Origin of the sequence: Nocardioides sp. Root122 (assembly GCF_001425025.1) — a bacterium.
Taxonomy (GTDB): domain Bacteria; phylum Actinomycetota; class Actinomycetes; order Propionibacteriales; family Nocardioidaceae; genus Nocardioides.
This window is the reverse complement of the sequence record NZ_LMDE01000011.1, coordinates 404,712-425,084: the sequence shown is the minus strand read 5'-3', so window position 1 is coordinate 425,084 and position 20,373 is coordinate 404,712. Positions and strand designations below refer to the sequence as shown.

General features: G+C 73.3%; 20 protein-coding genes. 6 read left to right on the top strand and 14 right to left on the bottom strand.

From position 1 onward, the window contains the following. Window positions 1–2: 2 nt before the first annotated feature. Both nagA and ASC64_RS14875 read left to right on the top strand, forming a co-directional pair. Window positions 3–1,133, top strand: coding sequence for an N-acetylglucosamine-6-phosphate deacetylase (nagA, locus tag ASC64_RS14880; protein ID WP_200937778.1), 1,131 nt, complete (start codon window positions 3–5; stop codon window positions 1,131–1,133). A 32-nt stretch (window positions 1,134–1,165) separates the two neighbouring features. Then, the gene (locus ASC64_RS14875) at window positions 1,166–1,780 is read left to right on the top strand and encodes a class I SAM-dependent methyltransferase (protein ID WP_056908298.1); all 615 of its coding nucleotides are present in this window, start codon (window positions 1,166–1,168) and stop codon (window positions 1,778–1,780) included. Here ASC64_RS14875 and ASC64_RS14870 read toward each other — a convergent pair whose 3' ends face one another. Next, window positions 1,781–2,005 carry a hypothetical protein gene (locus ASC64_RS14870; protein WP_056908297.1) on the bottom strand — a complete coding sequence of 75 codons (225 nt, stop codon included), beginning with the start codon at window positions 2,003–2,005 and terminating at the stop codon, window positions 1,781–1,783. A 23-nt stretch (window positions 2,006–2,028) separates the two neighbouring features. Continuing rightward, complete coding sequence (gene mca, locus ASC64_RS14865; protein ID WP_056908296.1) at window positions 2,029–2,928, bottom strand: mycothiol conjugate amidase Mca; 900 nt, start codon at window positions 2,926–2,928, stop codon at window positions 2,029–2,031. 38 nt (window positions 2,929–2,966) lie between these two features. Here mca and ASC64_RS14860 point away from each other — a divergent pair, with 38 nt between their 5' ends. Together ASC64_RS14860 and greA are read left to right on the top strand one after the other, a co-directional pair. After that, entirely contained in the window at window positions 2,967–3,359 is a 393-nt protein-coding gene (locus ASC64_RS14860) for a DUF4307 domain-containing protein (protein WP_162245809.1), read from the top strand. Between the two features lie 220 nt (window positions 3,360–3,579). Beyond that, window positions 3,580–4,071 (top strand): transcription elongation factor GreA, encoded by a 492-nt coding sequence (gene greA / locus ASC64_RS14855; protein WP_056908294.1) that lies wholly within the window; start codon window positions 3,580–3,582, stop codon window positions 4,069–4,071. Between the two features lie 111 nt (window positions 4,072–4,182). Here greA and ilvA read toward each other — a convergent pair whose 3' ends face one another. The 6 genes from ilvA to ASC64_RS14825 form a co-directional block, all read right to left on the bottom strand. Then, complete coding sequence (ilvA, locus tag ASC64_RS14850; protein ID WP_056908293.1) at window positions 4,183–5,391, bottom strand: threonine ammonia-lyase; 1,209 nt, start codon at window positions 5,389–5,391, stop codon at window positions 4,183–4,185. Between the two features lie 61 nt (window positions 5,392–5,452). After that, window positions 5,453–6,820: an AI-2E family transporter gene (locus ASC64_RS14845; protein ID WP_235563760.1), complete on the bottom strand. Its 1,368-nt coding sequence runs from the start codon at window positions 6,818–6,820 to the stop codon at window positions 5,453–5,455. Window positions 6,821–6,830: 10 nt separating this feature from the next. Continuing rightward, complete coding sequence (locus ASC64_RS14840) at window positions 6,831–8,225, bottom strand: glutamate mutase L (protein WP_056908291.1); 1,395 nt, start codon at window positions 8,223–8,225, stop codon at window positions 6,831–6,833. Then, window positions 8,222–8,539, bottom strand: coding sequence for a YidH family protein (locus ASC64_RS22370; RefSeq protein ID WP_162245808.1), 318 nt, complete (start codon window positions 8,537–8,539; stop codon window positions 8,222–8,224). The genes ASC64_RS14840 and ASC64_RS22370 overlap by 4 nt, the downstream gene beginning before the upstream one ends. 5 nt (window positions 8,540–8,544) lie before the next feature. Beyond that, window positions 8,545–9,705 (bottom strand): cystathionine gamma-synthase, encoded by a 1,161-nt coding sequence (locus tag ASC64_RS14830; protein ID WP_056908290.1) that lies wholly within the window; start codon window positions 9,703–9,705, stop codon window positions 8,545–8,547. A gap of 110 nt (window positions 9,706–9,815) precedes the next feature. Further along, complete coding sequence (locus ASC64_RS14825; RefSeq protein WP_156385220.1) at window positions 9,816–10,571, bottom strand: hypothetical protein; 756 nt, start codon at window positions 10,569–10,571, stop codon at window positions 9,816–9,818. Window positions 10,572–10,731: 160 nt separating this feature from the next. Here ASC64_RS14825 and msrA point away from each other — a divergent pair, with 160 nt between their 5' ends. Next, entirely contained in the window at window positions 10,732–11,382 is a 651-nt protein-coding gene (msrA, locus tag ASC64_RS14820) for a peptide-methionine (S)-S-oxide reductase MsrA (RefSeq protein WP_056908288.1), read from the top strand. 319 nt (window positions 11,383–11,701) lie between these two features. Next, window positions 11,702–12,043, top strand: a complete 342-nt coding sequence (locus tag ASC64_RS14815) for a YciI family protein (RefSeq protein WP_056908287.1) — start codon at window positions 11,702–11,704, stop codon at window positions 12,041–12,043. Between the two features lie 78 nt (window positions 12,044–12,121). Here the strand turns inward: ASC64_RS14815 and ASC64_RS14810 are convergent, their stop codons facing one another. The 6 genes from ASC64_RS14810 to ASC64_RS14785 form a co-directional block, all read right to left on the bottom strand. Continuing rightward, the gene (locus tag ASC64_RS14810) at window positions 12,122–12,667 is read right to left on the bottom strand and encodes a hypothetical protein (RefSeq protein WP_056908286.1); all 546 of its coding nucleotides are present in this window, start codon (window positions 12,665–12,667) and stop codon (window positions 12,122–12,124) included. Between the two features lie 111 nt (window positions 12,668–12,778). Next, window positions 12,779–18,322 (bottom strand): beta strand repeat-containing protein, encoded by a 5,544-nt coding sequence (locus tag ASC64_RS22140; RefSeq protein ID WP_056908285.1) that lies wholly within the window; start codon window positions 18,320–18,322, stop codon window positions 12,779–12,781. Window positions 18,323–18,336: 14 nt separating this feature from the next. Then, window positions 18,337–18,849, bottom strand: coding sequence for a phage tail protein (locus ASC64_RS14800; protein WP_056908284.1), 513 nt, complete (start codon window positions 18,847–18,849; stop codon window positions 18,337–18,339). Window positions 18,850–18,858: 9 nt separating this feature from the next. After that, on the bottom strand, window positions 18,859–19,368 hold the full coding sequence (locus tag ASC64_RS14795; RefSeq protein ID WP_056908283.1) for a phage tail protein: 510 nt from the start codon (window positions 19,366–19,368) through the stop codon (window positions 18,859–18,861). Window positions 19,369–19,380: 12 nt separating this feature from the next. Further along, on the bottom strand, window positions 19,381–19,878 hold the full coding sequence (locus tag ASC64_RS14790; protein ID WP_056908282.1) for a phage tail protein: 498 nt from the start codon (window positions 19,876–19,878) through the stop codon (window positions 19,381–19,383). Continuing rightward, entirely contained in the window at window positions 19,878–20,303 is a 426-nt protein-coding gene (locus tag ASC64_RS14785; protein ID WP_056908281.1) for a DUF6916 family protein, read from the bottom strand. Before ASC64_RS14785 ends, ASC64_RS14790 begins: the two co-directional genes overlap by 1 nt. Window positions 20,304–20,373: the final 70 nt, after the last annotated feature.

Sequence of the window (20,373 nt, the reverse complement as noted above, 5' to 3'; positions counted from 1 at the left end):
CGGTGCTCCTCACTGCTGACCAGGTGGTCACCCCGGCGCGGATCCTCGCGCCGGGGTGGCTGCTCCTGGACGGCGACCGCATCAGCGAGGTCGGCGAGGGCGCACCCCCGCGCACGCCCGACCTCGCCCTCGGGGCCGCCACCCTCGCGCCGGGGTTCGTCGACCTCCACGTGCACGGTGGCGGTGGCGCGTCGTTCGACACCGGTACGGCGGACGCCGCCGCGGTCGTGGCCGACACCCACCTCGCGCACGGCACCACGACGATGGCGGCCAGCCTGGTCACCGACACCCCGCAGCGGATGGTCGACGCCGTGCGTGAGCTGGCCCTGCTCACCCAGGACGGCCGGCTCGCCGGCGTACACCTCGAGGGGCCGTGGCTGAGCCCGCGGCGCTCGGGCGCGCACCAGCCCGGCTCGCTCGCCGCGCCCGACCGCGCCTCGGTCGAGGCGCTCCTCGGCGCCGGCGACGGCGCGGTCCGGATGGTCACCCTCGCCCCCGAGCTCGCCGGTGGCATCGACGCCGTCCGCCTCCTGGCCGACCGCGGCGTCGTCGCCGCGATCGGGCACACCGACGCGACCTACGACGAGGCGCGCGCCGCGATCGACGCGGGCTCCCGCCTCGGCACCCACCTGTTCAACGCGATGCGTCCGCTCCACCACCGCGACCCGGGCCCGGTGGGCGCCCTGCTCGAGTCCCCCGTCGACGTCGAGCTCATCGCCGACGGCGTGCACCTGCACCCCGCGGTGCTGCGCACGGTCTTCGCCGCCAAACCCGGACGCTGCCTGCTCGTCACCGACGCCATGGCCGCGGCCGGAGCACCCGACGGCGACTACCGCCTCGGGCCGATGGAGGTCGAGGTCCGCGAGGGCGTGGCCCGCCTGGCCGACGGCCACGGCACCGGCGCGATCGCGGGCTCCACGCTCACCATGGCAGCCGCCGTCCGCTTCGCCGCACGCGAGGCAGGCCTGCCGCTGCTCGACGTCGTCCACGCCGCCAGCACCGCGCCCGCGCGGGCCTGGGGCCTGAGCGACGTCGGCGCCCTCGAGGCCGGCCGCCGCGCCGACCTCGTGGTGCTCGACGACCGCCTCGAGGTGGTCCGGGTGATGCGCGCGGGGGCCTGGGTCACCGCCTGACGTGCCGACCGGTCCGGACCTAGGCTGGTGTCATGGACGCACGGGACTGGGACGAGCGGTACGCCGCCAGCGAGCTGGTGTGGTCACGTGAGCCCAACGGGTTCGTGGCCGCCGAGCTGGCCGACCTGCCGCCGGGGACCGCGGTCGACCTCGCCGCGGGCGAGGGCCGCAACGCCATCTGGCTCGCCTCCCGCGGCTGGGCGGCGACCGCCGTCGACTTCTCGCAGGTGGCCCTCGACAAGGGCGCACGGCTCGCCGCCGAGGCCGGGATCGAGGTCACCTGGGTCTGCGCCGACGCCACCACCTGGCAGCCGCCGGAGCCGGTCGACCTCGTCGTGGTCGCCTACCTCCAGCTCCCTGCCGAGGACCGGCGCCGCGCGGTGCGCAGCGCGTTCACGATGCTGCGACCCGGCGGCACGCTGCTGCTGGTCGCACACGACTCGACCAACCTCGCCGAGGGCACCGGCGGCCCGCAGGACCCGTCGGTCCTGATGACGGCCGAGGACGTGCTGGCCGACCTCGCGGGGTTCGAGGTCACGGTGCTGCGGGCGGAGCGGGTCGCGCGCGAGGTCAGGTCAGCCGACGAGCACGGTGGTGAGGAACGACGTCGGGCGTGGGACTGCCTGGTGCGGGCGGTCCGGGGCTGATCAGCCCTCGGAGTCGGCCTTCTGCTCGGGCGTGACCGGCTCGTCGCCGTAGACCCCGGCGTCCTTGGCGGCCTGCGCCTTGCGCAGCTGCTTGACCAGGCTGAACGCCAGCACGACGACGGCGAGGATCAGGAAGATCCAGATCGCGAAGCCCAGTGGGCCCGCGACGACGTCGTTGTCAGACGGCGTCGGGTCGTCGGCGAGGGTGATCAGCAGCTCGAGCATGCGTCCATTGTCCCACTCGCGGGTCAGGGAGCGGGCGTCGGGATGCCGGCGAAGAGGTCGTCCTCCGGGCGGGTCGTGTCGACCTTGCTGTCGACCAGCTCGTAGTCCTCGGTCGGCCACGTCTTCTGCTGGATCTCGCGCGGGATCGCGAACCACATGCCGTCGGGGTCGATCTGGGTCGCGTGGGCGAGCAACGCCTGGTCACGGACGCCGAAGTAGTCCCCGCAGGGCACCCGGGTGGTGATCCGGTCGTCCCACTCCGGCTCGCGCTCCCAGGTGGCGAGGCGCTCGGTGTAGGGCGACTCCAGGTCGTGGGCGAGCATCGCCTCGTGCAGGGCGTTGGTCTTCGCCCAGCTCCAGCCGTGGTGGTAGTAGAGCTTGAGCGGCTGCCACGGCTCGCCCGCGTCGGGGAACCGGTCCGGGTCGCCGGCTGCGTGGTAGGCGGCGACGGAGACCTCGTGGCAGCGGATGTGGTCGGGGTGGGGGTAGCCGCCGCGTTCGTCGTAGGTCGTCAGCACGTGCGGCCGGAACTCACGGATCACGCGGACCAGGCGCTCGGTGGCCTCCTCGAGCGGGACCAGCGCGAAGCAACCCTCCGGCAGGGGCGGCTTCGGGTCGCCCTCGGGCCAGCCCGAGTCGACGAACCCGAGCCAGTCCTGGCGGATGCCGAGGATGTCGCGCGCGCGGTGCATCTCCTCGCGGCGGATCTCGGTGATGTTCTCCCAGACCTCGGGCCGGTCCATCTTCGCGTTGAGCACCGACCCGCGCTCGCCGCCGGTGCAGGTCGCCACGTGGACGTCCACTCCTTCGGCGACGTACTTGGCGGTGGAGGCTGCGCCCTTGCTCGACTCGTCGTCGGGGTGGGCGTGGACGTGCATGAGTCGGAGTCCCGTACGGGTCCGGTCGGGGGTGGGCTGGGCCATGGGCGCGAGTCTAGGAGGTGGCACTTACCCTCGTGGTCGTGACCACTGACCTCGCCGACCGCTACGGCTCGCCCTCCGCCTGGCGACGACCGGTCACCATCGCGCTGGCCGTAGGCCTCGCGGCGGTCGGCCTGACCTGGCTGGGCTGGGTGGCGTGGGTCCACGGCACCCCGGAGGTGCGCTCCGAGATCGTGTCCTTCGACGTGACCAGCGACCACGAGGTGACGGCCCGGCTCGACGTCCGGCTCAGCGGCGACGACGTCACGGCCACCTGCCGCCTGCGCGCCCTCGCGGAGGACAAGACGGCCGTCGGGGAGCTCGCCTTCACCCCCGTCGACGGCGACAACGAGGTCGTGATCCGGACCGAGCGCCGCGCCACGTCCGTCGAGAAGCTCGGCTGCACCACCGAGGACCAGAACCGACCCCGCTGAGTCCCTGCGACGTGCCCCGGAGCGCCTTGCCGGCCACGGACCTGCGCTTTTCCTCCGGGCTTGCTAGCCTGTTGTCCTGCCCGTCCGGCAGCGCTGGCCCACGTCTGCGGCCGCGCTGACCCCGATCGGACGGAAGAAGGCTCCACCGACCAGATGCGGTCGCGCTGAGGCACACCCGCATCCAGCACCTGAATCTCTACGTTGAAGCAGGAGTACCGACATGACCGACCAGGGCACCATCTGGCTGACCCAGGAGGCCTACGACAAGCTGCAGGCCGAGCTCGACGACCTCCGGGGCCCCAAGCGGCAGGAGATCATCGAGAAGATCGCCGCGGCTCGTGACGAGGGCGACCTCAAGGAGAACAGCGGCTACCACGCCGCCAAGGACGACCAGGGCAAGCAGGAGGCCCGGATCCGTCAGCTCGAGGACATGCTCCGCAAGGCCGAGGTCGGCGAGACGCCGCCCAACGACGGCGTCGTGGAGCCGGGCATGGTCGTGACCGCACGCATCGACGGCGGCGACGAGGAGAAGTTCCTCCTCGGCGCCCGCGAGAATCTCTCCGAGGGCGACACCCTCGACGTCTACTCGCCGCAGACGGCCATGGGTGCCGCGATCAACGGCAAGAGCAAGGGCGACACGGTCACCTACACCGCGCCCACCGGCAAGGAGTTCTCCGTCGAGATCGTCGACGCGGAGCCCTACCGGTCCTGACCGCCCGGACCGCGCAGGAGCGGTGCGCCGGCCACCCCCGAGATCCTCGGGACTGGCTGGGGCACCGCTCCTTCGTCGTTCCCGGTCCCTCGGGCGCCGGCGTGGCGCCGTTCAGTCGTAGACGCGGTAGCCGCGCTCGCGCAGGCGCGCGCGCAGGTGCTCGGCGTGCGACTCGCCGCGGGTCTCGAGCTGGATGCGCACCTCGACCTCGTTCAGGGTGAGGGACGGCGAGATGCGCTCGTGCGCGACCTCCAGCACGTTGGCGCCCTCCTCGCCGATCTCGGTGAGGAGCGAGGCGAGGCCGCCGGGCAGGTCGGGGATGCAGACGCGGAGGTAGAGGTAGCGCCCGGCGGCTGCGAGGCCGTGCCGGATCACCTTGCTGAGCAGCAGGGGGTCGATGTTGCCGCCCGACAGCACCGCCACGGCGGGCGTCTCGAAGCCGGTCGGGTTGTCCAGCATCGCCGCGACGGCGGCTGCGCCGGCCGGCTCGACGACCTGCTTGGCGCGCTCGACCAGCGAGAGCAGGGCGCGGGAGAGCGACTCCTCCGACACGGTGAGGATCTCGTCGACATGGTCGCGCACGGCGGCGAAGGTGATGTCGCCGGGGCGGCCGACCGCGATGCCGTCGGCCATCGTGCTCATCGACTCCAGCGCCACCGGGTGCCCGGCGGCGAGCGACCCGGGGTAGGCGGCGGCGCCTTCGGCCTGCACGCCGACCACGCGGACGTCGGGTCGCAGCGCCTTGATCGCGATCGCGACACCCGCCAGGAGCCCGCCTCCGCCCGTCGGCACCAGCACGGTGCGTACGTCGGGAGCCTGCTCGAGCACCTCGAGGCCGAGGGTGCCCTGTCCCGCCACGATGTCCACGTGGTCGAAGGGGTGGATCAGCACCGCGCCGGTGCGCTCGGAGAACTCGCGGGCCGCGGCCAGCGAGTCCTCGAGGTAGCGGCCGTGGAAGACCACGTCGGCGCCGTAGCCGCGGGTGGCCTTCTCCTTGGGGATCGGAGCGCCCTCGGGCATGAAGACCGTGGAGGAGATGCCGAGCGTCGACGCGGCGAGCGCGACGCCCTGCGCGTGGTTGCCCGCGGAGGCCGCGACGACTCCGAGCGCCCGCTCCTCCTCGGACAGCCGGGCGATGCGGACGTAGGCGCCGCGCGCCTTGAAGGACCCGGTCCGCTGGAGGTTCTCGCACTTCAGGCGCACCGGTCCCCCGGCGATCGCCGAGAGCCAGCGGGCGCCCTCCATGGGCGTGGTGAGGGTGATGTCACTGAGCATCTCGCGCGCGGCACGGATGTCGTCGAGGCTCACCTGATCGCTCATGCGGGGTCCCCGCGGCGTTCTTCGGCGGAGCGAAGCGGGGGAGACGAACGTCGTGGGGTGTTCATGCGCGGTCCTTCTGGTGGTCGTCGCCGGACGCGTCCGGTCCGGCGAGGGGGCTGTCATCCTCGGGGACGGCATCGGGTGGCACGCCGTCGGTGGCCTTGTCCTCGTCGAGCGCCTCGTCGGGGTCGTCGTCGCCGATGGCGGTGTAGCTCGCGAGGTGCTGGGCGACTGCGTTGCCCGCGGCGGCCAGCGGCACGGCGATGAGCGCGCCGGCGATGCCCGCGACGAGAACGCCGCAGCCGATGGCCACGATGACGCCCAGCGGGTGCAGCGAGACGAAGCGTCCCATCAGGAACGGCTGCAGGATGTGTCCCTCGATCTGCTGGACGAGGATCACGCCGCCGAGCATCAGCACCGCGGTCCAGGGGCCTTGATCGACCAGCGCGACCAGGATGGCGACCGTGCCGGCGACGGTCGCACCGATCATGGGCACGAAGGCGCCGAGGAAGACCAGGACGCCGATGGCGATCACGAAGGGCACGCCGAGGATCGCCGCCACGATCATGATGCCGATCGCGTCGGCCAGGGCCACCAGCACGGTGGCCCGCACGAACTGCGTCAGCGAGACCCAGGCGACGCGCCCGGAGGCGTCGACCCGCTCGCGGGCCGCGCGCGGGGCGATGCGCACCAGCCACGACCAGATGCGCGCGCCGTCGGAGAGGAAGAAGTAGGTGGAGAACAGCACGATGAAGAAGCCGGCCACCACGTGGCCGACCGCCGTGCCGACCTCGGTGACCCGGGTGACCATGCCGTTGGTGCCGGTGCTGTCGGTGATCGCGCCCTGCACCTCCTTGATGTAGCCGTCGAGCTGGGAGTCGGAGACGTTGAGCGGTCCGGTGCGCAGCCAGTCGCGGACCTGCTCGAGGCCCTGGACCACCGAGTCGGCCAGGTCGGTGGCACCCTGCGCGACCTGCTGGCCGACGTAGGTGAGGAGGAGCGAGACCATCGCGATCCCCACCAGCATCACGATGCCGGTCGAGGGACCGCGGGGCAGCCCGATCCTGCGCAGGGCCGCCACGACAGGAGCGGCCAGCGCCGCGATCAGGAGCGCGACCGCCAGCGGCAGCGTGATCACCGCGAAGAACCTCAGCGTCCAGAGCACGCCGAGGCCCGCGACGACGATGACGATGAGGCGCCACGACCAGGCCGCAGCGAGGTCGAGGCCCCACGGCACCTGGGCGCGGCTGAAGTTGGAGGGGCCGGTGGTGAACGCCGGCTGTTCCTCGCGCCGCTCGGCGCGCATCTGCGCCCACTGCGCGACGATGCGCTCGGCGAGCCCGTCGTCGTCGCCACGGGACAGGGCGGCGAACAGGCGTCGGCGGCCCGACTCCTCGTCGCTCTCGGGTTCGGGCGTGCGCTCGGTCACGTCGGCCACGCTAACGGGTGCCGGTGCTCGCGAGGCGCCCCACCAGCCGGTGCGCCGCCAGGGGGTGCGTCTCGGCCAGCAGACCGGCCGCCGCCAGGACGTAGTCGTGGTCCACGACCACCACGGGGTCGCGCGGCAGCTGCCAGCCACCCTCGAACGCGTCGCCGGTCGCCGGCAGCAGCACCCGGCGTACGGCGTCGGGGCCGCCGTGGCGCAGCACGCCGCCCGAGCCGACCATCAGGTCGACCTCCCGGAGGTCCTTGCCGCTGCGCTCCACCACACGGCCCTCGGGGCTGACCACGACCTTGCTGCGGCCCGCGTGCCGCTCGAGGGCTAGGCGCACGGCCACGGCCGCGATCTCGAGGTCCTCGTCCTGCTCGGCGCCGGAGCCGGGGAGGAGGTCGGGCTGCGCCCGGCGGCGTACGGCGGCCTCGTGGAGGTCGTCGCGCCCGGCCGCCTCGACCGTCGAGATCGCCGACCACCGCATGCCGAGGTCGCCCTCGACGGTGCGCGTGACCGGCGTCGTCGCCACCACCTCGCGGGCCAGCCCGCTGTCCTCCGGGTCGAGCTCGACCACGCTGTGCACGTCGGTCGTGGCACCCCCCACGTCGACCACCACGACGTCGCCCGCACCGCGGTGCTCCTCGTCGAGGCCGCGCGCCAGGAGCTCGACGCCCGTCAGCACGACGTCGGGCGTCGCACCGCGGACCATGCCGGTGAAGGTCCGCCCCCGGCTGTCGGTGCGGCTGCTGAGGTGCTTGCCGCCGATGACGTGGGTCAGGAAGATCTCGCGGATCGCGCGGCGGGCGCTGTCGGGCGCCAGCACACCGATCTTCGGCACCACGTTGTCGGCGACCACGTGGGGCGTGCCCGAGCGGGCGAGGAGCGAGCGCACCACGTCCTGCGACTCGACGTTGCCCGCGACCACGACCGGACCGTCCCACCGGGCGTCGGCGAGGAAGGCCGCGTCGCCCTCGAGCACCTCGGAGTTGCCGCCGTCGGTGCCACCGACGAGCAGCACCACGTCGGGCTCGGCCGCACGGAGGTCGGCGAGGCGGGCGGCGTCGAGCCCGCCGGAGAGCACGAGCACGACCTTGCCGCCGCTGGAGAGTGCCACCCTGCGGCCCGCCTCGGCGGTGACCAGCTCCTCGTTGCCCACCACTGCGATGCGGAGCCCGCCTCCGGCGCTCGAGCAGGCGAGCACCTCGGCGTCCGCGGCGCGGTGGTCCTGCTCGACCAGCGCGGCCACGCAGGCGTCGTACGCGTCGAGCACGTCGCCGCGCCCGTCCGCGTCGGGGAGCGTCGTGGGATGGCTCGCGGTGGCGAGCAGCTCACCGCTGGCGAGGTCGACGAGCGCGGCCTTGGTGAACGTCGACCCGAAGTCGACGCAGACGACCGTGCTCACGTGACCAGCACGCTGGCGACGCCGGCGGCGACGGCGATCAGCACCGCAGCGGTCATCACGACGGCCGTCACCGCGTGCGTGGGCAGCGTCTCCCCCCGACGGATGGCCCGGTCGGCCGTGCGGAAGTGCGAGTAGCCCGCCGCGCCCGCGAGGGCTCCGGCCGCGAGGAGCACCAGGGACAGCGTCGTGGTCGCCACCGTGACCTCGAAGAGGTGGAAGACCGCGACGCCGGCCGCGACGAGCCCGATGGCGGTGCGGACCCAGGCGAGGAACGTCCGCTCGTTGGCGAGCGTGAAACGGATGTCCGGATCCACCGCTGTCAGCCCAGGGCTCGGTCGAGGTCGGCGACCAGGTCCTCGACGCTCTCGATGCCGACGCTGAGGCGGACCAGGTCGGCGGGGACCTCGAGGTCGGTGCCGGCGACGCTGGCGTGGGTCATCTGGCCGGGGTGCTCGATCAGCGACTCGACACCGCCGAGCGACTCGCCCAGCGTGAAGACCTCCGCGCGCTCGCACACCGCCAGGGCCTGCTCGAGACCGCCGGCGACCCGGAAGGAGATCATCCCGCCGAAGCGCTTCATCTGGCGCGCGGCGACCGTGTGGCCGGGGTGGGCGGCGAGACCGGGGTAGATCACCTCGGTGACGCGCGGGTCGCCGTCGAGGAACTCGACGATCTTCTCCGCGTTGTCGCAGTGGCGGTCCATGCGGACCGCGAGCGTCTTCAGCCCGCGGTGGGTGAGGAAGGCGTCGAAGGGTCCGGCGACCGCGCCCATGGCGTTCTGGTGGAAGCCGACCTTCTCGGCGAGGTCGAGGTCCCGCACGACGACCGCTCCACCGACGACGTCGCTGTGGCCGCCGACGTACTTGGTCGTCGAGTGCACGACCACGTCGGCGCCGAGCGTCAGCGGCTGCTGGAGGTAGGGGGAGGCGAAGGTGTTGTCGACGACCAGCAGCGCTCCCGCGTCGTGGGCGACCGTCGCCAGCGCCTCGATGTCGCCGATGGTGAGCATCGGGTTGGTCGGGGTCTCGACCCAGACCAGCTTCGTACGGCCGGGCTCGATCGCGGCGGCGACGGCCTCGGTGTCGGCGACCGAGGCGGGGCTGTGGTCGGTGCCCCAGACCTTGGCGACCTTGTCGAAGAGCCGGTGCGTGCCGCCGTAGGCGTCGTCGGGGATCACGACGTGGTCGCCGGGACGGGTCAGTGCCCGGATGACGGTGTCCTCGGCGGCCAGGCCGGAGGCGAAGGCGAACCCGCGCTCACCCTCCTCGACGGCCGCGAGCGCACCCTCCAGCGCCGTACGGGTCGGGTTGGCGGAGCGGCTGTACTCGTAGCCGCCGCGCAGTCCGCCGACGCCGTCCTGCTTGTAGGTGCTGCTGGCGTAGATGGGCGGGTTGACCGCCCCGGTCATCGCGTCGGGCTCGTAGCCGGCGTGGATCGCACGCGTCTCGAACCCGGCCTTGTTGGCGCGTTCCTGGGTCACACCGCGAGCGTAGACCTCGAGGGCCGTACGCCGCCCACCGGCGGACGACGGAACGGCCGCCACACCCACGGCGTGGCGGCCGTCCCTCCCTGGAGCCGTCGGTCAGCCGGTCACTGACCGGGGACGGTCGAGCCACTCCCCTGGCTCGGCGTGACCCGCGGCGCGCCGGCCGCGAGCCCGGTGCCCCGCGCTGCCCACGAGCCGTAGGCGTAGACGTTGCCCGCCACCGTCGAGGTGGCGAACAGGTTGGCGCCGAACGGGGCGGTCGTCCCCGCGAGGTTGGACACGTTGCGGATGTCGATGGCGCTCACGCCACTGGTCCCGAAGGCGAAGACGCACAGGTTGCCGGCGTCGGCTCCGGGCGCGGCCACGCTGCCGGAGCAGCCCGCGGGAACGGGACCGGCCGCCGGGACGAAGTGGACGGTCAGGGGGCCGGTGAAGGTGTAGCCCCAGTTGAGGTCGGTGCTGAGGTAGGTGCCGATGGCAGGCGCGTTGTCCATCATCGACCAGGAGCCGCGGATGACCGTCGGCGTGGGTGCGTACCTCGCGTCGGACTCCGTCTTCTTGTAGTAGCTCCCCAGCTTGGAGTCCGTGGCCGAGTTGGCCGCCGACTGGGCCGCGGCCGCGGCGGCGGCGGACTCGGCCTTGGTGGCGAACGTCGAGTCCGACTTCTTCTTGGTGTAGTAGCGCTTGTCCGCGAGCGGCCTGAGCTCCTTCTTCCAGATCTTCTTCCAGCTCGTCGCAAGAGACTGGGAGACCTCGGCGCCGGCCGGCGTGACGGCCATCAGGCCGCCCCCGACCATGACCCCGACGACGACGGCGACGATGAGCCGGCGCAATGAACGACGTGGCGAGCCTGACGACATGAGCAGCTTCCTCTCGGTGGTGATGTCCTGGCGCGTCCACAGTGCTCCGGCTCCGCGTGGCTGCACATCGGTGGTACTACGACGACTAGACCACCGGGCCCTCGGCGGCCGGCGCCCGAGACGCGCGTCCCGCGCTTGCGTGACCGGGGAGAATGGGGGCATGTTCGGATTCGGGAAGCCCTCCACCCTGCCCACGCCCGACGAGGCCCTGCGAGGCCGTGCGGAGCCGATGTGGAACCTCGGCGAGCACCTGGTGCTGCACACGCCCGTCGTCACCGACGACGTGCCGGCCGGCCTCGAGGTCGCCGTCCTCGGACTCGGCTGCTTCTGGGGCGCCGAGGAGATCTACTGGCAGGTCCCCGGCGTCTGGTCCACCTCGGTCGGCTACGCCGGAGGCAGTACGCCGAACCCGACCTATGAGGAGGTCTGCAGCGGCCGCACCGGCCACACCGAGGCCGTGCGCGTCGTCTTCGACCCGGCCGTCGTGTCGTACGCCGACCTGGTGAAGAAGTTCTTCGAGATCCACGACCCGACGCAGGGCATGCGCCAGGGCAACGACGTGGGCACCCAGTACCGCTCGGCGATCTACTGGACCACCCCGGAGCAGGAGCAGACCGCCCGCGAGCTGACCAAGCTCTACGGCGACGAGCTGGCCCGCCGCGGGCTCGGCGAGATCACCACCGAGATCCGCCCCGCCAGCGAGACGCCGTACTACTACGCCGAGGACGCCCACCAGCAGTACCTCGCCAAGAACCCCTTCGGCTACCGCTGCCACGCCAACACCGGGGTGTCGTTCCCCGAGACCGCCTGAGCGCTCCAGGGCCCGCGCCCACCGGACAAGCGGTCGTAGGGCGTCCAGAACGTAGGGGACTACCTCCCTCACGCAGGGGTAGTCCCATACGTTTTGCACGCTCTCACGCGTGTGGTGCGTCCAGAACGTATGGGACTACCTGACAGCCGGGGCGCCGAGAACCCCTTCGGCTACCGCTGCCACGCCGACACCGGGGTGTCGTTCCCCGCGACCGCATGAGCCAGCTCCCGGTTCGCGTCGCGCCACTGTCGATCCGCGCCCGGCTCGTCCGTCATTGTGGTGACGGGTCGCACCGGGCGGCCCACGACGGAGGAGCGACATGACGAAGTACGCCATCTACTTCAACCAGCAGTGGGTCGGGGACCACGACGAGGAGTGGTTCCTGGGCCGGGTCGAGCCGTCGACCGCAGTGGTCGCGGACATGGCCGAGGCGGGCGTGCTGCTCTTCGCCGGCGGTCTCGTCGAGGACCTCGCCGAGGCGTTCAGTGCCGACGGGACCAGCGGGACGATGGTCGTGACCGACGGGCCCTACACCGAGACGACGGAGTACCTGGGCGGGATCACCATCATCGAGGTGCCCGACCTGGAGACCGCGAAGATGTGGGCGGCTCGCGTCGCCGAGGGGTGCGGCTGGCCGCAGGAGGTCCGCGAGATCAAGTGAGGGCCGCACGCCCGGTCTCGTCGAGGTCGACGATCGCTCGCAGCCGCTGCCAGCGATCGTCGACCCACGCGGCTACGGCTACTGCGCGACCCAGTCGGTGAAGGAGCGCGGAGCACCGAGCCAGTCGGTCTTCGTGTTCGCGCCGTTGCGGCGGGTGCCGGCAACGCGCACGGCGACCCGCACCTCGTCGGGGTCACCGATCGCCTCGCGAGACATCCGGAACCGCACCATCTCCCGGTCGTAGTCGACCTTCATCCGGTAGGACCCCTCGACCGGCTCGCCCCACGCCGAGTGCGCGAAGCCGTCGGTCGTCAGCAGCTGGTAGTCGGTGCCGATGAAGAACCCGCCGGTGAAGACGTACTCCGGGCCGGGGTCCGCGGGGTCGGTGTCGATGAACACCGATCCGGACGAGCCGCTGCGGAACGACTCCTGGAGGTCGACGTGGGTGGTGGTCACCACGACGTTGCTGGCCTTGTGCTCGACCTCCACCGACAGCAGGTCGACGCCGTGGGCGAGGTCGTCGGGGTCGGAGACGCCGATCCCGTCGGCGGTCGCCGGGGCGAGCTGGGTGAGGGTCAGGGCAGCCACCGACAGGGCGGCTGCGCTCAGGACGGTGCGGCGCATGGTGTTTCCGTTTCTCGTGTCGTGCCCCCGGACGGGGACACGTAAGGGACGCCGCAGGAGCCCCGAAGGTTGCTTCCGGTGGGCGGGCCGGACTGGACCGGCCCGCCGAGGTCACGGACCCAGCAGCCGCTGCAGGGCGCGCGACGCACGCAGCACCCGGTCGCCCCGGGCCGCGCGCACGTCGACGAGGTCGTCCCTGCCCCAGGTGACGAAGAGGTCCGCACCGGAGCCGCCGACGAGGTCGTCGCGACCCGGTCCGCCGACCAGGAGGTCGTCGCCCGCACCACCGACGAGGCGATCGCGGCCGTACCCGCCGTACAGGTGGTCGTCGCCGCCGCGGCCGACCATCGCGTCCACGCCTGTGCGGGCGAGGATCACGTCGGTGCCGCGTCCGCCCACGAGTCGCTCGTCGCCAGCGTCGCCGACGACGAGGCGCAGCGTGAGGGTCCGGACGACGGAACCGGCACGGGCCGTCACCACCACCGTGGTGGTGCCGGAGCGGGCGTGTCCGGCCGCCAGGGTCAGCTGACGCACCGAGCCCGACCCCGTGACGCTGATCGCCGAGGCGGGCAGGAGTCGCTGGTTCGAGGAGGTGGCCTCGAACGTGACGGCGTCACCGCGTACGGCGACCGGCAGGGACACCCGGTTGCCCTGGCGGCTGCCCGGGCGCTGCACCAGTGCGAACGCCTCCAGCCGCCCGGAGCGACGCCAGGCCGCGGTCGCCGAGGTCGCGACCGAGGTGTTGCCGGCCGCGTCGGAGACGGCGCCGGAGCGGACGGCCAGGGTGACGTCACCGGCGGTGCCCATGCCGCTGACCGCCACCTGCCAGGTGCCGGCGGAGACCGGCGTCAGCGCGATCGCGCCGGGGCCGGCCGAGCCGGACACCGAGAAGTCGGACTCGTCGAGGCCGGTGACCGCCTCGCTGGCCGTCACGGTGAAGGTGACCGGCCCGTCCTCGGTGACGGACGCGGGGCCCCTCACCTGCAGCACCGGCGCGGCCCGGTCGACGGCGAGCTCGAGGGACGCCCCGAAGGCGAGGTTGCCGCCGGCCGAGGCCGCAGCGTTCTCGGGGACGCTCACGCCGACCCGGCCGTCCGCCGTTGCGACGAGGTCGAAGTGCCAGGTCCGGTCGTCGACCTGCGTGAAGCCGGCCACGGTCGCCCGGGTCGTCTGCAGGTCGGACTCGCCGAACCCGAGCACCCGCTTGCTGAAGGTGGCCGTCACCGGGATCGTCGAGGCCGTGACCGTGCCCCCCAGCGGGGAGGTCAGGGCGAGCGTCGGACGGGTGGAGTCGAGCTCGCGGGTGAGGGTCGCGCTCGCCAGCGACGGATGGCCCGCCTGGTCGGTGACCGCATCGGCGACCACGCGGGCGGTGACCGTGCCGTCGTCCGCTGGGACGAGGTCGGCGGTCCACCGGGTCCCGCCACCGACGAGGTTGGTGAGGGTGCCGTTGGTGACCTCGACGTCGTCGACGGCCAGGCCGGTGACGGCCTCGGAGAACGCGATCACCACGGGGATCGGGGACGTGGTGACCACGGCCGCGGTCGGCGAGGTGAGGGTGGCCGTCGGTGCCGTTGCGTCGTACGTCGTCGACACCGTCCCGCTGGCCACGCTCGCGTTGCCCGCGGCATCGCGGGCGGCGTCGTCGAGCAGCCGGACGGTGACCGGGCCGTCGGCGGCCGGGGTGACCACGAACGACCAGTCACGGCTGGCGCCCGCCACGGAACCGGCGGTGCCGTTGGTCACCACGACCTGGGCGGCGGACAGCGACTGCACCGGCTCGGAGAGCTCGACCGAGACGGCGTACGGCGCACTGGCCCGGGCGGGAGCGGCCAGGTCGGTCACGGTCGGCCGGGTGGCGTCGTAGGTGACCTCGACCTCCGCCGAGGCGCTGCTCGTGTTGCCGGCGGCGTCGGTGAAGGCACCCGCCGGCAGCTGCACGGACGCCCGACCGTCGGCGGTCGGCGTGAGCACGACGTCGTAGACGCGCGGGCCCCCCGCCACCGAGGTGACGTCGGCGTTGGTCGTGGTGAGGTCGCCCGCCACGATCGGCGCGGGATCGCTCAGGGTGAGCGTCAGCTGGACCGGCGCGTTGACGAGCGCCGGGCCGGCGTAGGCGAGCCGTGCCGTGGCCGTCGCGTCAAAGGTCCGGTGCAGCGCGCTGCCGGCGGTGCTGGCGTTGCCGGCCGCGTCGGTCGCGGCCCCGGCCGGGAGGCGCACGCCGAAGACGCCCTCGGCGAGGGGCGACACGGTCATCGTGTAGGTCGACCCGCTGCCGGAGAGGTCCGCGATCGTGGCGTTGGTGCGCACGAAGTCGTCGGGCGAGAGGCCCGAGACCGGCTCGGAGAAGGTGACGTCGACCGTGATCGAGGCGCTGCGCGTGGGGTCGCCGCTCGCCGACGACAGCCCGACGCCGGGCGCCGCGGTGTCGACCACGACGTCGAGCCGGGTGGCCGCCAGCGACGGGTTGCCGCCCAGGTCCTGCGCGGCTCCCGCGGGCACCGACACCCGGACCTCCCCGTCGGCTGCGGGGGTCACGGCGAACGTCCAGGTGTCGTGCGCGCCCGCGAAGCCGGACACCGTGCCGTTGGTGACCGCCACGTCGCCGACGGTGAAGCCGGTGACCTCCTCGGGCCAGGTCACGGTGACCGGGAACGAGGCGGCGTTGGTCGGCGATGACGTGGACGTCCTCACCTGGGGCGTCGGGCCGGTGACGTCGTAGGTGCGGGTGACGGCGGGGCCGGCGGTGTTGGTGTTGCCCGCCTCGTCGACCGCCACGCCGGCGGGGACTGCGACGGACACGGGGCCCTCGCCGGCGGGCGCCACCAGGACGGTGCGCGTGGCGCCGGAGCCGGACATCGTGGCGGTGCCGCCGGTGACGGCCAGGTCCCCGGCCGTGAGGCCGGTGACGGGCTCGGTGAAGGTGAGCGTGAAGCCGATCGGGTCGTCGCCCGTCCGCTCGGCCGCCGCCGACGACACGACCACGCCGGGACGCGTGACGTCGTAGGTCGTCGTGCTCGACACCGCCGCGTTGGGGTTGCCGGCCGCGTCGGTGACCGAGCCGGCGGGCAGGCTCAGCACGACGGGCCCCTCGGTGTCCGGCTGGACCCGGACCGTCCACGGCCCCGAGCCGGTGAGCCGGGTGACGGCGCCGCCGGTGACGGAGAAGTCGCCGGTGCCGAGGCCGGTGATCGTCTCGCTCGCGTCCACCGTGACGTCGTACGCCGTCCGCTGCGGGGCCGTCGGCCCGGTGAGGGTGACGACCGGGACCGTGCGGTCGGAGGTGGTCGAGGCGGCACTGCCGGCGGGGCTGGTGTTGCCGGCGGCGTCGCGCCCGGCGCCGGCCCCGGGCGTCAGGGTGACGGCACCGTCCCCCGCGGGGGTGACGCGCGCGGTCCAGGAGTCGGCGAGGCCGGATCCGGCGCCGGTGCGCACGACCGAGGACAGCGTGCCGCCGGTGACCGTGAGCTGGGCGGACTGCGGCTGGGCGACAGGCTCGGAGAAGTCGAGGCGGAACTCCACCAGCGCCGCGTTGCTCGGGTCCGGTCCGAGGGCGGTGTTCGTGACGGTCGGCGCGACGGTGTCGATGTCGTAGGCGGGCCCGTCGAAGGGCAGGTTGCCGGTGGCCAGGGCCTTGCCGGTCGCGTCGGTCGCGGTGGCGGAGGCGGGCACCCGCAGGGTGAGGCGGCCCGTGCCTGTCGCGGTCGCGGTGACGGTGCAGCTGGCGACTCCGCACGTGACACCGGTGATCGAGGGCGAGGTGAGGCCGGTGGCCGCGAGCGCGAAGTCGCCGGCGGCGAGGCCGGTGACGGGCTGGTCGAGGTCGACGCGCCACCGGACCGCGTCGTTGCTCGGCGTGGCGTCGAGGCGGGTCATCCCGGTCACCGCCGGCGGGTGGTCGATGGTCACCGAACTGGTCGCGGTGTTGTTCGTCGACGGGTCGTCCACGACGAGGCCGGTCGCGACCGCGAGCGCCGCGCTGGCGCTGCGGAGGGTGCCCTCTGCAGCGGCGTCCATGGTGCCGGAGAGGGTCACCGTGCCACGGGCGCCGGGCGCCATCGCCGGGACGTCCCACCCGCCGCCGGAGGCGACGGCCGGGCCGGTGATCGTGCTCGAGGAGGCGGTGAAGCCCGGGAAGTCGAGGGTCAGGCGGCTGGCGGCGCGGCCGCTCGAGGCGGCGGTCGTGCCGTAGCCGATGGCCACCGTGACGGTGTCGGCCGCGTTGATGCCGGCCCGGGCCGGGGTGGGCCGCGCCGGGGTGATCGAGAGGGTGGTGGAGAGGTCGACCAGCGCTGCCGAGCGCCGCGTGGCGACTCCGGCGCCGGAGTCCTGGCGCACCCGCGACCAGGCGTGCAGGACCGCCCCGCTGGCCGCCGCGGCGGTGGCGGGTCGCATCGACTCGGCGTTGTCGTAGGACGCGTCGGTGTCGGTCGTGCTCAGCTGGGTGAACGGCTCGAGCCGGTCGGCCGAGGCGCCGTAACGGCCGGACACCACCTCGTGGTGACCGGTGCCGGCCGTCGACGTCCGGCGGGCGAAGTCGACGACGAACTGGCCGGGCTGGCCGTCGTCGAAGGCCACCGAGGGCCAGGTGTCGTGACCGCCGGAGATCTCTGTCGCCGTCTGGGTGACGGTGCCGGTGTCACCGACCGCCGCGGTGTTGATCCGGTAGCCGGATCCGGCGTTGGTCGACCAGACGACGCGGAACTGGTTCGCTGCAGCCGCGACGTCGGGCGCGAGCTCCTCGATGCCCGAGTCGCGGGTGGCGCCGATGCCGAGGGTCGGGACCGGGCCGGCGGTGGCGCCGGTGAGACGGGCGGCCTGCACGCGGCGCAGGGGGCCACCGGCGTCGACGGACCCGACGCCCTCCCAGACCACCATGGCGTTCGGGCTGCCGGGTGCGGTCGTCGCCGCGACGCGCGGGCGGGTGTGGTCGTACGCCGCCCCGGCGGGGGCTGACGGGCTGACCTGCGTCGGGCCCGAGACGGCAGTGAGGTCCAGCGCGCGCTGCGCGGTCCAGACGTGGCTCTGTCCCTCACCCGTGGCCGGGGTGTCGCCGTCCCACACGACGCGCAGGAGCCCGTGGTCGAGCGCGACGTCGGGGTGCTGCTGGTCGTACGCCGGGTCGCCGGGCGCCACGGAGGTCAGCGGGGTGAGGGTGACCGGGCCGAGGGCGCTGGGGTCGACGACGCCGAGCTGGATCTGCCAGCTCGTCGTGTCGGTCGGGGTCGGGGCACCCGCGGTGTCCGCGAGGGCGTCACCGGCGACCACGAGCGCCACCCTGCCGTCGGGCAGCGTGGCGACCGCCGGGTCCGCGGCGTCCTGGGTGGCGTCGTCGACCCCGCCCATCCGCGCCACCAGCACCGGGACGCCCGTCGCGGCACCCGCAGCGTCGAGCACGCGACCGTAGATCTCCCGCTTCTGGCCCTGCGCGGTGCCGGTGGCGACGGTGCGCACGCCCTCCCACACGACCAGGGAGCGACCGCCCGACAGTGCGGCGACGACGGACTCGCCGACTCCGGCGGGCGTGGTGGTGCCCGAGACGACGGTCTCGCCGGCACCCAGGGCACCGGCATGTGCGGGCACCTGGACGAGGCTCGGCAGGGTCGCGGCCAGGGTCAGCGCAGTGGCGCCGGCGAGGCGGTGACGAAGAGGCACGGGGGTCCTTCGGGTCAGTTGTGGCTCGGGAAGATGCCCTGGAGCGCGATGATCGCGGTGAGCGTCAGGAACGGCTGCATGTTGAGGTGCGCCTGACTGCCACCCGCGTTCGCGACCGCCGACGGGTGGAAGGTGGCGTTGGCCGTGGCGGGGGCGCTGTAGACGCGCTCGCCGCTGGCGAACGCCGTGCCCGCGGGGCCGCCGGGGTCACCGGTGGTGCCGCGGTGGTCGGTGACGGGGTAGCCGTGCGCGTGCGTGGGCATCTCGTTGACGTTCAGCGTGTGGGCGGCCTCGCCACCCCGTTCGCCGAGGCTGTGGCCCTGGCCGACGCCGATGGGCAGGCGGCCACGGAGGTCGGGCAGGGCGAAATTCACGCGGCCGTCGCCGCCGTAGGTGGTGCCGAGCAACGAGAAGAGCGCCTGGTTCTGGTTGATCGGGAGCAGCTGCCCGTTGCACAGCGCCCAGCCCTTCGGCGCGAAGTTGAAGGAGACCCACTGGATCTCGGCCAGGAACGGAAGGGAAGACATCGTCGGACCTCAGCCTCGGGACGGATAGACGCCCTGGAGGGCGATGGCGTAGTAGAGCGTCAGGTAGGGCTGCATGTTGTTGTGCGGCGCGGAGCCGCCGGTGGGCAGGAGCGGCCCGGAGCCCTGGCCGGTGGAGTGGTAGAGCTCGGCCTCCGTCGTCGCCGGTACGGCGGCCGCGGGGTTGGCGGTCGTCGCCGTGCCGGAGGACCCGGTGAGCGTGTGCGAGTGGGCCGGGATCTCGGTCGGCAGCAGCGTGACGGTCTCGGAGCCGCCCTCCTGCCCGAGGTCGTAGACCGACAGGCCCGGTCCCTGGCCGTGGCCGACCGGCACCCTGCCGTTGAGGTTGGGCAGCGCGAAGTTGCTCTTGCCGTCACCGCCGTAGAACGTGCCGAGGAGCGAGAACAAGGCGGTGTTCTGGCTGATGGGCAGCAGCTGCCCGTCACACCACGCCCACCCGGGCGGGCAGAAGTTGAACGGGAAGAGGGCGATCTCCGCCACGAAGGGATCTTGGCCTGACATGGGTGCTCCTGATCAGGTCGGCGACGGGTAGATGCCGAAGAGCGAGATGATGTACGAGATGCCCAGGTAGGGCTGGAGGTTGGTGTGCGGCTGCGAGCCGCCGGTGGGACTCGTCTGCCCCATCGCCTCGTCGGCCGTCGCCGCGGCCCACGCCACGTCCGAGCCGGGTGCGGCGGGGACGCCACCGACCGCCGACCGGCTGCTGGCCGATTGCGTCGACACGATGAGCGGGTGGGAGTGCGCCGGGATCTGCCCGACGGTCAGGGTGACCTCCTCGGCTCCACCGGTCTCGGCGAGCACGTAGCCGTTCCCCTGGTGGACCGGCACGCGCGACGACAGGTTGGGCAAGGCGAAGGTCGACTGGCCGTCGCCGCCGTAGGTGGTGCCGATGAGGTTGAAGAGGGTGTCGTACTCCGAGATCGCCAGCAGCTGGCCGTGGCAGAACATCCAGCCCACCGGCGCGAAGCTGCCGCCGAAGAGCCGGATCTCACCGATGTACGGGGTCGACATCAGCCCCTCCATCCGTTGAAGGTCGCGGTCACGGCCGTGCGCTTGCCCCTGTCGGCGCCAGGGACCAGGAACATCCGGAACCGTCCGGAGCGGCGGGCCCTCAGGCTCCACGTGCCCTGCTCGAGCGTGGCGCGCGTGCTGAAGACCAGGACGTAGGACTCCCGGCGCCACGTCGCCAGCCGGGCGCCGCGCAGCCGGGGTGGGCGGTAGGAGGCGTCCTCCACCGCGTCGAGGCGCAGCCGTAGCCGGCGCCCCTCCCGGGTCGCCTCGAACGTCTCCCCGACGAGCCTGTCGAAGCGCGATCGCGTCGGCACGGCGGCCTCGGCGACGTCCGGCGCGGCGACCGTGACGACGGTGGCGGCACCGGCCGCGATCACCGTCCTGCGGGTGGCCGCGGTCGAGACCAGCGGTGCGTGAGTGTCCACCTGTGCGAACCCGATCCGTCGTATCCCGTCACTGACCCGAGGAACGTCCCACGGTCGACCAGACCCGGTT

Coding starts and splice junctions, on each gene's coding strand:
- ASC64_RS14875 (WP_056908298.1), top strand. CDS start 1,166: ATGGACGCACGGGACTGGGACGAGCGGTACGCCGCCAGCGAGCTGGTG.
- ASC64_RS14825 (WP_156385220.1), bottom strand. CDS start 10,571: ATGTCGTCAGGCTCGCCACGTCGTTCATTGCGCCGGCTCATCGTCGCC.
- greA (WP_056908294.1), top strand. CDS start 3,580: ATGACCGACCAGGGCACCATCTGGCTGACCCAGGAGGCCTACGACAAG.
- msrA (WP_056908288.1), top strand. CDS start 10,732: ATGTTCGGATTCGGGAAGCCCTCCACCCTGCCCACGCCCGACGAGGCC.
- ASC64_RS14810 (WP_056908286.1), bottom strand. CDS start 12,667: ATGCGCCGCACCGTCCTGAGCGCAGCCGCCCTGTCGGTGGCTGCCCTG.
- mca (WP_056908296.1), bottom strand. CDS start 2,928: ATGGCCCAGCCCACCCCCGACCGGACCCGTACGGGACTCCGACTCATG.
- ASC64_RS14800 (WP_056908284.1), bottom strand. CDS start 18,849: ATGTCTTCCCTTCCGTTCCTGGCCGAGATCCAGTGGGTCTCCTTCAAC.
- ilvA (WP_056908293.1), bottom strand. CDS start 5,391: ATGAGCGATCAGGTGAGCCTCGACGACATCCGTGCCGCGCGCGAGATG.
- ASC64_RS14815 (WP_056908287.1), top strand. CDS start 11,702: ATGACGAAGTACGCCATCTACTTCAACCAGCAGTGGGTCGGGGACCAC.
- ASC64_RS14795 (WP_056908283.1), bottom strand. CDS start 19,368: ATGTCAGGCCAAGATCCCTTCGTGGCGGAGATCGCCCTCTTCCCGTTC.
- ASC64_RS14870 (WP_056908297.1), bottom strand. CDS start 2,005: ATGCTCGAGCTGCTGATCACCCTCGCCGACGACCCGACGCCGTCTGAC.
- ASC64_RS14790 (WP_056908282.1), bottom strand. CDS start 19,878: ATGTCGACCCCGTACATCGGTGAGATCCGGCTCTTCGGCGGCAGCTTC.